Source organism: Rhodopseudomonas palustris, assembly GCF_003226555.1.
Taxonomy (GTDB): domain Bacteria; phylum Pseudomonadota; class Alphaproteobacteria; order Rhizobiales; family Xanthobacteraceae; genus Rhodopseudomonas; species Rhodopseudomonas palustris_I.
On the sequence record NZ_QKQS01000006.1, the window covers coordinates 574,052 to 587,658 of the forward strand.

General features: G+C 67.7%; 1 protein-coding gene. It reads right to left on the reverse strand.

Annotated elements, in window-relative coordinates:
• Positions 1-87: 87 nt before the first annotated feature.
• Positions 88-13,521 (reverse strand): filamentous haemagglutinin family protein, encoded by a 13,434-nt coding sequence (locus tag DNX69_RS04555; protein WP_133255969.1) that lies wholly within the window; start codon positions 13,519-13,521, stop codon positions 88-90.
• Positions 13,522-13,607: the final 86 nt, after the last annotated feature.

The window sequence follows — 13,607 nt, forward strand, 5'->3', positions numbered from 1 at the left end:
GGGTGACCTGCACCCGGGTCGACCGCACCTGCCAGCGTCACCGACCGACACCACCGCATCGGACACCACCGCATTGGTGTCGCCGCCCTACCGCCGTTCTTCTTCGTCCTGGTCCCGGCCGTTGCCGGAACGCGAGGATGGCGCACCCGTCGCCGGCGGCGTCGAGGAGGAAGGCGTCTCGGCGGAGGGCACCGCGCCGGTCGCACCACCATCGCCGCCGCCGTAACCGACGACCTCGACGATGAAGATCGAAGCCTGACCGCGGCTACCGCCGGCGGTCGGCTGCTCGGTCCGCGCCGCGGCGCCGGCGGCGTTCGAGGAGGTCGCGAGCGAACCGCTGAGGCTCGGCAGCGACACCGAGGGCACGCCGGTGACCGGACCGGCGGCCGAGATGTTGCTGACGTTCAGCACCACCGGCGCCACCACGAAGACTTCACCCGACGAGCGAACACCGGCGGTGCCGAAGTCGATCCGACCGCGCGGGGCCAGCAGATACAGGTTCGAGCTGCGCGCCACCTTCGAGCTCTTCAGCACGCCGATGCCGGCGCCGCTGACGAAGCCGCCGAGATCGATCGACTGGTAGTCGTTGGCGTCGAACAACACTTCCAGCGGCGGCTGCGACAACGTCGTCTTGGAGCCGCGGCCGGCGTCGAGATCGCCGTTGGAGCTCCACATCAGGATGTCGCCGCCCTGGGTGGTGAAGACGCGGCTGGAATTGACCAATACGCTGCCGTCGGTGAAGGTGCTGATATTGCCGCCGCCCAGCGTCAGGATGCCGAGATCGCTGAGCTTGAGCAGCGGATTCGGCTCCGGTACCAGGGAGCCGACGATGATGTCGCCCTGCGGACCGAAGATCGAAATGTCGCCGCCGAGCTTGGTCTGGATAGTGGCGTGCAGCAGGTCGAGATTGTTCTTCACCGCGCGGTCGCCGTAGCCATAGCTGGACGGGAACATGGTCTCGATCGCCCGGTAACCACGCGCAACCTGATCGGCGTCGCCGCTCGCGGCGACGGCCTTCAGCTCGGCGAGATAGACCTGGCCCAGGAACACCTGCTGCAGGCTCTGCGGCAGCGCCCTGAAAGTCGCCACCGGATCGTCGCCGGGCTCCTGGCCGACGCGGCCGAGGAACGCCACCATCTCGGCGAAGTAGTTGTGCGCGACCAGCGACGCGCCCGCCGGATCGACGTAGGTGGCGAACACGCCGTCGTAGTTGATGCCGTTCTTGACGCCGAACCGGACGATGAGATCGGCCCCTTCCGACCCGAGTAGAGCGTTGCGACGCGGCTTCGCGGCGGGGCCGAGCAAGGCGGCGTTGTAGATTCCGGTCGGTCCGCCGTTCGCATTGGTCAGGCGATCGGCGTTGCCGACCGGACTGGCGCTGGCATTGCCGAGCGAGACGATACCCTGTTGCGCGATCACCTTCGACTGGACGTTGTCCGCGGCGGGTAGGAACGGGCCGAGATCGCCGCCGGCCTCGACGACGAAATAGCCGGGTCCCGCGATCTGCAGTCCGCCGCCGATATTGTCGCCGGTGTAGTAAAGGTCGTCGCCGGCGATGACGCTGCTGACGTCGCTGCGGCGGATGTTCTGCGCCAGCAGGTTGAGATCGACGATGTCGCCGCCGGCCCTAACCTGCGCGGGCCGGTTGATCTCGATCCGGTTGGTGGCGCCGGTTGTCACATTGGTGTAGGCGGCAGCCTTGATGTCGCCGGTCAGCGCGTAGATGCGGGCGATCGCGTCGTCGTCGGCATGGGCCAGCACCGCCTCGCTGTAGGTTCCGCCATAGCTGCGGTCGCCGGAATGCGTGCCGAACCACTCTGCCGGCCGGAACGGGTTGAAGGCTTTGTCGAGCAGCGACGGGCCGGCGGAAATAACCGGAGCACGCGACGCGATGGTGACGCCGAAGGTCAGGTCGATGCTGCCCTGCGCCAGAAGCTCGAATTCGCCATGCTCGGAGCCGCTCAGAATCATGCCGGCGAGGCCGAACTGGACGCCGCTTGCTGTCACCTCCAGGCCGCGCGTGACGATGTCGCCGCTGGCGGCGATGGCCTCGAAGCTGGCGGGATACGCGCCCGAGGCGTTGGCCGTGACGCCGGTGGTAGTAATGGTGGGCAAGGCGATTCCGATCGACACGTCTCCGCTCGCCGACATCAGCGCCACCGCGCTGTCGGGACCATAGGTGTCCATATAGATCGCCGAGTTGGTGCTGGCATAACTGCTGTGCTGGCGGTGCAGCGCGGCGGGATTGACCACGCCGCCCATCGACAGCGTGCCGGCAGCGATCATCTGGATCCGGCCGAGATCGACCGCCAGCAGCGGAACGTTGTCGAGCGCCAGGTTGCCCCGGGCCAGCTTGGTGGCGGCGGCGCCGATCGAGCGGCCGGCCTTGATCACGGCGTGACCAGAGCCTTGGTAGAACGAGCCGCCGAGAATGTCGCGGCCGGCGCTGACGCTCATATTGCCGCTGTCGTAGATATGGGTGATCGGCGTCGAGGTCGCGGTCAGGCCGCCGGAGACGCGGCCCGTAGTGGGCAGCGACACCGAGACGTCGTTGAGGTCCCGCCCGGCCTGCACCGTGACGTTGCCGCCGGCGCTCAGGATCCCCTGCTGGAAGCTGGCGTATTGGATCCACCACGCCGTCTGCGAGGCGATGCTGGTCCCGATTGGCTGGAACACGCCCTGGCCGCGGAGGTCGATCGCCGCAGCGGCCGAAGCGCTTCCGGCCGGCGTCAATTCGATGTCGGCGACCAGCCAGGGTTTGTAGTACTGATAGTTCGATCGGGTCCCGGTGCCGCTGTAGCCGATGATGTCCCATTGCGCCTCGACCACGACGTCGCCGCCCTTGTGCGGGAACGCGGCCGCGGTCGGCGGACCATAGGCGACCGAGACGGCGGCGCTCGACGAACCGTTCAGCAGCAACTGCGGCTCGAAGAACAGCAGATCCGGGTTGCTCGCGGTGTTGCCGACCACAACCGCGCCGTTGACGGTTCGGTACTGCGGATCGATCAGCCGCGGGGTGTTGACGCCCGCGGCGTAGATGACGCCGGGCGCAGCGGTGTCGGCCATCACGACGCTGTTGCCGGCGGCGACGGTGATGTTGCCGGTGCCGGTGCGCACCATGGTCGACAGATCGACCGTCGCGGTCGTCAGTCCCGAGCCGGTATAGAGCGTCTGCGTATACGAGGTGTGCTTGTCGACGATCACGCTGCGGACCGAGTTCGACTGCGCCGCGTTCGGCGCGTAGATCGAGCTCGACAGCGGCTGCACCGCATCCGGATTGGCGCTGGCGAGATCGGCACCGGCGACCAGCCGGTAGCTCCACGAGCCCGGATCGGTGACGGTGACGATCTCGGCGTTCGCCGGCGCGGTACCGACGCTGTTGGGGCTGCCGCAATTCGACACGCAGACCCGAAGCTGATTGGGGAACAGGTCGGCTGCGGCGAGGTCGACCGAGCCGGGGCTGACGCCGTTGGCCTGAGCACGATACGGCGCGATCGGCACCGCGCCGTAGGAGTTCAGCCAGAACAGATAGCCGGGAGAACTCCAGTCGGCGAGGGTCTGGTCGGTGCCGCGCTTGTAGGTCGCCAGATAGCTGGCGAGCGCGGCGACGTAGGTGCCGTCCTGATAGTTGCGGAACTGGAAGAAGCCGTCGGAGATCGAGGCGTCGACCCGGACGTCGTTGACCGCCCGCAGCGTCAGCGCGCCGGCCTCGATCGATTTGCCGCCGGTGCCGTAATCGGCGACCAGACGATAGTCGAAGGTGACGTAGCTCTGCTGCGCCACATTGGCGTTGTCGTAGGTGTGGACGTATTTGCTGCCGTTGCTGCCGTTGGTCTGCAGATTGTAGGCCGCGCCGGAGGCCAGATTCCAGTTCTGCTTGACGGTGATGTCGCCGGCATTCTTCGACGTGCTGGAATTGACCAGTTCGACGCCCGGCCGGACATGGACCACGCCGGCGCCGAGATCCTGCGCCAGCGGCGACAGCCGGCTGATCAGACCGTCGAAGCCGTAGTTCTGCCCGTTGAGGATCAGGTCGCCCTGGGCGAATTGCACCAGAGTTTTGCCGAAGAACTGACCGTGCAGGCCATCGGCTTGGAACACCGCTGTCTGGGTGGTGCCGTTCGGGTCGTAAGTGGCGGAATTATAGGTTCCGACCGGGACGTAGTTGCCGATCGGGGTGAAGACACCGGCCGCGTTCGATGTGCCGGTGTAATTGTTGCGTGTCTGCACCTCGATCCGGGCGGTGCCGGAAACGAAATTGACAGTGTTCGGAGTCGTCCCCGTGGGAACCGGGGTTGTGCCGACCACCTGCATGCCGCCGGCGCTGACGGTTGCGGTCACGGTGACGCCGGGCGCGACGGTGATCGTCGCCGTCGCCGGCCGGCTGAGATAACCGCTGCCCGGATTGGTGATGGTGAGCGTCGGCGTTCCGCTCGCGTCGGTGCTCACGACGCCCTGGGCCGCGACACGCGTGACGCCGGCGGCAGTGTCGGTCGGAGCAGCGAAGGTCACCGGCGCATTCGACAGATTGGCGGGAAGACCGGCCGCGTTCAGCCTGATGTTGTTGTCCAGCCCCATGATCGCCACGATCACGAACGGCGTGCCGTTCAGCAGGATCACCGGCTTGCTGGTATAGCCGCTGCCGGGATTGGTGATCACCACGGCGCGTCCGGTGACCCCGGTCCAGGTGCCGCTCAGCACGCGGTTGCCGTTGCCGTCGTACAGGCCCGCCGGATCGATCACGCCGTCCCAGCCCAGCGTCGAGCCGTCGATGCCGTATCTGCTGCCGACAGTGTCGAAGGAGATGAAGCCCTCGACGGTGACCGCGCGCGCGCCGCGGATGCTGACGTCGCTGCCGCTGATGGTCGGCCGTTCGTTGCCGGTGGCGTCGATGGCGACGATCTTGGCGTCGCCGTTGCCGTCCACGGGCGCGCGGAACGTGACGGTGCCGCCGCTGAGGCCGCCCTTGGTGCCGCCGGAGACGTCGATCCGCATCCCGGATTGCAGCCGGATCTTGCCCGCCGCCGCCCACGGAATCCCGATGGTGACGTCGCCGCCGCGTTCGTCGGCATGCTGCGTCGAGGCGAGGATAAAGGAGGTGCCGCCGAGCGTCACCTGATTTGCGGCATAGAGGCCGACCTGGCCGCCGGCCTGACCGGTGCCGTCCGGGGTGACACCGGCATAGCCGCTGGCGTCGATGGTGCCGAAGATGTTGAGCTGACCGAACTGCCGGGATGGGTTGGCACTGTCCCACGTGCTGTCGTCGGCAGTGAGCGTGACCGCATGGGCCTTCAACGTAGAGCCGGCCGACAGCGTCAGATTGCCGGTGCGAGTGTGAATGTCGATCGCGCCGGTGAGGCCGCCGTCCAGCAGTCTGGCCGCCAGATCATCGAGCACGACATCGTCGGTATAGCCCGCGCCGAGCTGGAGCGACTTGGCGTCGACTTGGAAACGGCCGCCGAAGCCGGGCCCGCCCTGCCCTTGCAGATCGCCGAGCAACACCGCGCGGCCAGCGACCGCCGAGATCTCGATCTCGCCGCCATAGCCGATGCCGTCCGCCGGCTGCGCGACGTCGATCGTGCTGGTGGCGGCGGTGCGCACGCTGCCGGCGCCGCCGCTGTCGGCCTGCAGCAGCACCTTGCCGCCGGCCACATAGACGTCGGAGTCGAACAGCACCCGCTTGTAGCCGCCGGCCGCCAGATAGGCGCCGTCGAGCAGCCGCACCGCCTCGGTGGTGCTGCCGTCGGAATTCTGCCGGTCGGTCCCGGTGGCTTCCAGCACGATAGTGCCGGCCTGCGCCTGGATCGTCGTGCCCACGGCGACGCGGTTGCCAATGACGACGAGCTTGCCGCCGAGCTGGTCGCTGTCCTCCGGACGCGCAGCCGCGCCGCTGCGCGCACCGACATCGAGCAGCGCGGCGCTGCCGGTAGCCGAGATGGTGAAACCGTCGGCGGCGGCGCTGCCGACCCGCACGATCGGGGTGTACATTGACAGGTCGACCTGATCGAGCCCGGTTCCGAGCGTCAGGCTGCCGCTACCGGCGATCGTGACGCCGTCACGTGCCACGAAATCGACGCTGGAATAGCCGGCGATGCGCTGCGAGCCGGCGCCGAACACGATATCGTCGGCAGCCAGGGTCAGGCTGGCGCCGCCTGCCGAGGGCAGCTTTGCCGGTGGCCCGCCGGCGCCGAGATTCGACAAGGTGATCGATCCGGCGTCGAGCGAGATCAGCGCGTTGCCGCCGGACGCCGCGACGATCGCGGCGGTGTCCATCGTCAGGCTGGTGACGCGGCCGCCCGGAGCGAAGTCGCCGTAGACGCCGATCGAGCCGCCCAGCAGCGTCTTCAGCGTCAGCGACTGGACGTCGAACTGCGCGCCGCTGGGCAGCGCTACGGCGACCGCGGCCGAATTCGTGCCGAGCCCGATGGTGCGCGCTGCCAGCGTCAGACGCTCGGCATGCAGATCGCTCGGCGCGAACTGGATCGCCCTGCTCGACCTCGTCGCCTGCATCGTCACGGTGCCGGCCGACACCCGAGCGCCCGCCTCGATGGTGACGCTGCCGGCGTCGCCGGCCGGCAGCACGACCTGACCGACACCGCCGCTGGTCGAATTCACCGTACCCGACACCGGCACGCCGGCGATGGCGCCGGATAGAACGTCGGCGAAGCGGATGGTCAGTTCCGGCGTGGTGACGCCGGTCGGGCCCGAGATATTCAGTGCGCCGTCGGTGGTGGCGGCGAACAGCGCGCCGAGCCCGGGGACGTAGGACCCGACGAAGCCGCTCTGCGCCTTCGAGCTCTGGAAGTTATTCCAGTACCAGGTCGAGTTCAGCTTGGTGAGGTCGGCGCCGGTGATGACGGTGCCGGTCGAGTCGAGCGTGCCGCCGACCGCCGCCGCGATCTGCTCCGCGAGCAGATAAGCGCCGTCCGGCTTCGCGAAGTAGTAGTTGCGCCCGGCGCCGCCCTCGAAGGCGCCAACGTTCTCGACGATACTGCCCGACCTGATCGTGACCTCGCCCTCGCCGGGCGCCGGCCCGAAGACCGCGAGTGGCACGTTGACGTAGCCGTTACCGACCGCCAGCAGCGTGTTGAGGGTCTGCCATTGCCCGGCCCCGGCGACGAGCAGGATTTCCGGCGCAGCGAACGACTCGCCGCGGGTATCGACCAGCACGTTGGTCGCCGTCGGGGTGATCAGCGTGCCGAGCGCCGGATCGACGTCGCTGCGCAGGCCGCCGATCAGGATGCTGCCGAAGCCGAAATTGTTGAGCTGGGTGGCGTCGAGCGCGACGTAGCCGGCCGGCACGCTCGCAGGATTGGCCCGGTCGAGATACTGGCTGTGCCCGACCACGGCGAGCTTGGTGGCCGAAATGTCGAGTTCGCCGCCGCGCCCGCCGGCAGCCGGCCGGGTCAGCGCCATGCCGGCGAGCAGGATCTCCTGCTGCGCCAGCACAGCCATACGGCCGGCGTCGATCGGAAGCCGCGGCACGTTGGTGCCGTCGCTGTTCGCGCGCTGGGTGAAATAGGCGTTGGCGCCGTTGAACGCATACTCGCTGTAACGCTGCCAGACGGAATTGCTGCGGATCGCGAACAGCGCCTCGCCGGACGATTGCTTCTGCGACGATGTCGACTGGGTGTAATGCCCGCTGACCAGCACCGTGCCGTCCGGCAGCGTGGTGCCCGACGGAACGCTGCGGCCGAGATTATCACCGAAATAGGTTACCCGCATCGCGCCCGGCAGAGTGGCGTAGTGCGCCGGATAGAGCGTGTAGGTGCCGGCCGGAATGCCATCGCCGCCGGCGATGGTGATCTGCGTACCGGCCAGCGGATAGATGTCGCCCGACTGCAGATACAACACCTGCCCGCTCGGCAGCGTGAACTTGGCGCCGGACTGGCCCGCGGCATCGAGGCTTCTGGCGGTGGTGAAGTGAATGTCGAACGCGGCGACCGAGTCGCTGCTGCTCGGCACCAGGGCGTAAACCACCGGCCCGGCTCCGGTCGCGTTCTTCAGACCGCCATTGATCGTGGCCAGCGTATCGTACGAGCCGCCCTTGCCCTGGATCCACTCGGTCGCCTGCAGATCGCCGCCGCCCCGGACGTCGATCACCGCGCCTTCCGCCACCGCGACGCTGGCGCCGCCGAGCGTCAGGCCCTTGGCCGGCGGCGCCGTCAGCGGGCTGAGACTTGCATTGTAGTACCACCCCTTGCCGTCCAGGGTAGCGCCATAGGGCACGGTGGTGTCGGCCAGCGTCACCGAAGTCAGACTGCCCGGCTGCAGGACAACGCCCTGACGGCTGCCGTCGGCGTTGGTGCCGGTGCTGCCGGTCAGGGTGATCTGTCCGAGCGGTGCGAACAGATTGCCGCCCTGCCGGATGTTCGCGGCCGTCACCGTGACGCTGCCGCCGGCGGACAGCGGAATGTCGGTCTGGCTGCCGGCGGGCGCTGCGAAGGCGACATCGCCGGCGGTGCTCTTGATGGTGAAGTCCACTGCCGAGACCGGATAGACGCGCTGCGCCGAGAGCAGCAGGTCGCCATGGGTCGCGAGCGTGCCGGCGAATTCGGACGGACCGCTGATCAGCCCCGTGGTGGTGTCGAGCTTGTTGGCGACCTTCGGCGTGCTGAGACGCAGATCGCCGGAGCTCAGCAGATCGACCTGACGGAAGCCGGCGAAGGTGGCGCCCTCGACGTCCAGGGTCCGCGCGGCGACCGTGATTGTATTGGTCCCCTGGGTCACGGCGCCGCCGCCACCGGTCAGCAGCACGTAAGGCGCGGACAGCGTCACGTTGCTGCCGTTGCCGAAGCTCAAGATTGAGGACGCGGCGATTTCGAGCCGGTTGGCGACCGACCAGTTCAGCGATCCGGAGACGATGATCGTCTGCAATCCCAGCGCGCCGAGATTCAGAGTATTCCCGGCGATGTCGTTGAAGATTCGCGCCGCCCCGCCCTGAGCGCCGCCCGCATACAGGTACACGTTCTCGAACGCCGAGAGCCTGTCGACCGCCGCCGACACGGTCAGTGAGCTCCCGACGCTCTGCGAGAGCTGGGCCAGCGACATCAGGCCGGTCGCGGCGGCCGGCGCATTGGGCAGCCGCAGCGCATCGAAACTCTGCGCCAGCGTCATTGCGCCGCCGCCGAGAACGATGGTGCCGCCATTGGCGCGCGGTTCCGCGGCAAAGTTGCCGGCGGCGTCGCGGTAGCGGCCGCCAAGCGCCGCGAACGAGCCGTTCCACAGGAATGCGCCGGAGTCGATCTCGACCGAGCCGGCGTCTGCCCACGACCAGTACGGCGTGACCGTCCGACCGCTCACATAAGAAACCAGACCGGCATAGCCGGAGACATCGACCTGGAGTCCGTCGCCAGCAACCGCATAGGACGATCCGGCGGCCGGCACGGCGGGAACGGGATTGTTGCTTCCCGTGACCGTAGTGAGCGCTCCGGACTCGATCGTCAGGGTGCCGCCGCCGATGATCGTGCCGCTGGCCGCCGGTCCGCCGGGCAGGCCGAACCGCGAACTGGCGATGTACGTGCCGGACAGGTCGATCCGCGCCTGCTGCTGATTCCGGGCGTCCAGCCAGGTGCGGACCGCGTTGATGGTCAGGCTGCCGCCACGGTCGACGATGCTGCCGCGGAGCAGGACGTTCTGAGCGAGCGTGTCGCGCCCGTACAACGCGGCACCGGACGCGAGTGATCGGTCGGGACTGCCGCTCAGATTGAGCTTCGCCTTTGCATCAGTGACGATCGAGGCGTCCTGGTCGAGCAGGATGTTGTCGGCGCGCAGCGTCAGATCGACCGGCTTGCGCAGATCGTCGGGCAGAACAGCCAGCCGAGTGTCCGGCGACTGCGACGCCTCGCGGCCGAGCTTGGTGCCTGTTCCCAGCTCTGCGTAGTTGACGTCGCCCGCATAGTTGACCTGCTGCAAGGTCAGATCCGACGCGACGACAATGCTCGCTTGGCCGCCCGCCACCGCACTGCCGTCGGCCTTCAACCTGACGTCTGAAACGGTTTCCAGCGTGTACGAGCCGAAGCCGCCATTGTTGAGCAGCGCGATCGGAAACCTCGGATCGCTGCCGACTCTAACGGTCGAGGTCTGCCCCGCCGGCAGCACGCCGCCGATCTGCACCGTACCGACCGTCCCCAACAGCAAACTGCCGTTGGATTCGAAACCGTAGGCGCGCAAAGTCCCGTCGAGTTGCAGGATCGCGACGCTGCTGTCGGGTGACGGCGCGATTGGATTGTTGTTGCCCGCGTCCGGCTGGTTCGGCGGCTCGAACGACCCCTTGTAGAGCACCAGCGAGATGCTGCCCCCCTTGCCGGCGATGACGCCGTTCGAGGCCGTCTTGAACTTGCCGCGGGGTGAGATGTACGCCCCGCTCGAGGCATCGAGAACGCTGCCCGCTGACAAACGGATACTGCCCGTGGTGTCCTGGCGACTGAGACGATCGCTGTCCTTGTTGGTCGTGATCGAGATCGAGCCGCCGTTGATGAAGGCCGGCCCTGCGGCATCGAGCCCGAACTTGGCGTTGTCGTTGACGAAGCGGCCACTGACGTCGAGGAGGCCTTCCACGAACACGTCCGCTGCGATCGCCTGGCCGTTGTGCGTCGGCGCCTGCAGCGGCAGGGTCGTGTCCTGGAATGCTTTCGAGATTTGCCAGCGTTTGGTGGTGAGGTCGATCATGCCGCCCGGCGCCGTGATCGAGCCCGCGATGTCGATCGCACCGCCGGCAAGCGCTTCGAAGCGACCGCCCGCCGCGAGCCGAACGGCGCTACCGGACGACAGCACCAGGTCGTAGCTGGTGATCGAAAGCGCGCTCAGCCCGTAACTCGACAGTGTTTCGTCCGACAGCGGGGTCTTGGCGTTGTTGGTGACGAAATTGGCCGATGGCGTCGACCCGATCTGCACGCTGGAGGGCGTGTTGAGGATCAGGTAGCCCTGAGACGGCAATTCGTCGCCGCTGGCCTGCAACGCGGTCGGCCGCGTCACCGCGCTGCCGCTGGTGTAGTCGGTGGTGTCCGACGGCGCGCGCCCGAGATTTATCTGGCGCTGCCCGGCGACCGAGCCGAAATAGAACTCGTTGCCGAGGGCGATTTGCGGGGTGATGGTGGTCACCTTGACGCCGCCGGCGTCGTGGCCCTCGGTGTAGCCGGGCTGGTACGACTGCGCGCCCAGCGTCCAGCTTTCCGGAGCCCCCCAACGCGCGTGATCGACGGTAAACCGGCCGAAGATCCCGACATAGATCATGTCGGGACTGGCGGTGGCCATGGTGTAGATCCGTCCGTCGATACCGATCAGGCGCGTGGTCGGAACCATGCCCGGCAGATAGGTGATGGTGCCGCCGGCGACGTTGACCACCGAGCCTGCATCCAGCACGACCTGCCTGCCGGACGTACCGGAATCGTCGACATTCAGCTCGGTCCCGAAATCCACGCGGCCGCCGGCGGTCATCAGTTGATAGATGCTACGCCCCTTCGAATTGACATAGCCGCTGGCGTCGGCGAGCGGGGTGCCGACCCAGGTGGTGCCGTCGCTGCGCGTGCCGGAGGCGCGGATGTCGATCCACAGCGTCTCGCCGTACAGAACACCGTCGCGCTGCAGCGGCATGTCGGCGAATTCGGCGCGCGGCTGGAACGAGACGAAATTGTACGAAGCCGGCAACACCACATCCTGCAACCCGGCGACGTCGATGGTCGCGCCCGGGCCATCCGCGCTGCGGCCCGCCAGCACCACCTGCTGGGGCCCGCTGAGCGTCGGTTTGGCGCTCGCATTGGTAGTGCCATTGCCGTTGAAGAGCTGGCGCGTGACGCCGCCGCCACCGAGCGCGACCGCCTTCAGAGATACCGTGGCGGACGGTGCCGAGATCAGTCCGTTCGTGCTGATGCCGACCTCGCGCTGCGCCGCCAATTCGACGAACGCCGGCATGAAGCTCTGCACCGTGCTGGAGTTGCTGTCGCTCGAGCCGCCGCTCAGTATCGGCAGCGTGTTGCCGTCGTCATAGGGCAGCATGCTGATGATGCCGTCCATCCGAACGCTGGTGGCGGCGTGGAGCAGTACCATGCTGTTGCGCAGGATACTGGTGTCGGCCGAGATCACCCCGCGCACCAGCCCGCCCACGGCGTCACGGACGGGATTGCCGTCGGCGTCGAGCAGATCGGCGACCGCGACCCGGTCGCCGGCGAGGGTGGTGACGCCCTGCCGGGTCTCGATCAGGCCGCCATGGGTGACTTCGCCGGTGACCACGCCGGTGGTTTCATTGCGGTAGTAGGCGAGGTTGGTTGGATTGCCGAGTTGACCAGCGGTCGTCTGATAGCTTTCCGAGTAGTTCTGTAACTGTAACCCGGTTCCGCGGAAGGTCACGCCGCTCGGCAGCACGCTGCTCGGGAACTCCGCCGCGCTGTATGTCCCCGGAGTCAGCGTAATCGCCCGCGAGGCGGCCATCGCGACCTGGCCTTGCGGCGCGGTCAGCGTGCCGTAGTTGGCGACATTGGCGCCGAACAGGTAGATGAATCCAGGCGACCCCAGCGGCACGACGTCGGTGGCGATCTTGGCGCTGATCGCGGCACCGGCCTCGACCGTGACGTTGCCCGGGACCAGCGTCGTGGCGGCACCGCCTGGGTCGGCGTTGCCGGGTGTCGGCGTCCGCTCGGCAACGAACAGCGAAAACGAGTAGGGATTGCCGATGCCGGTGTTGAGGAAATAGGCGTCGCGCGCGGCCTGATCGTCGCCGAGCTTGCCGACGTCGAGCGTCGACGCCACCAGCGAATGCACGTTGATCTGGGCGCCGGCGCCGAAGATGATGCCGTTGCGGTTGATCACGTAGACCGCGCCCGGCGCGTTGATCTGGCCGTTGATCGAGGACGGATTGGTCCAGCCGTTATTGGCCCGCGCATTCTGCAGGAACAAGTTCGGCGAGGTGCCCGGATTGACCCGGTTCAGCGCGATCCAGTCCGACGCCTGCTGATCGAAATTCAGAAGCGTGTCGGAGCTGATGTTGAAGCTGTCCCAGTTGAGAATCGCCTGCTTGGCGGTCTGGGTGACGTTGACGTTGGTCTTGCCGCCGCTGACGGTCTGGGTCAGTTCCGAACTGGCGCCGTTGAACGATTGCGGCGTTTTCAGATTCAGCGTCGTGCACGACGCGCCGCAGGACCCGCCGACGCTGACGCCGCCGGTCGGCATCAAACCGCCATCGGCGACGCCGCTCGGAATCGCGGCGCCGTTCGCCAGCGTCGGCTGCGCCGCGATCGCGGCGGCCTCCTGCTGCGCCTTGCGCATCGCGGCGAGCGCCGCCGCCGCTCGATCGAGCGATTGCCGTGCCTGTGCGGCCGCGCCGGCCGCCTGCGCGGCGGCGGCGCTCGCGGCGTCCTGAGCGGCAGTGGTGGGGGCGACGCCCCCGATCGAATTGATGCTGCGGGCCTCGCCGTTGGTGCACGCCACCATCAGGACGAACAGGCTGGCTCCGCACAGCATCACCGACCGGTACGCCAGACGCGACGATCCGGTACGGAGGGATATCGAGCGAACGCGCTTCAAGGCAGACTCCGAGCCGCATCACACAACACGCAACGCGACCGGCCATCTGGCCGAAATGCCCCGACGACATGGAGCATTCGAAGCAC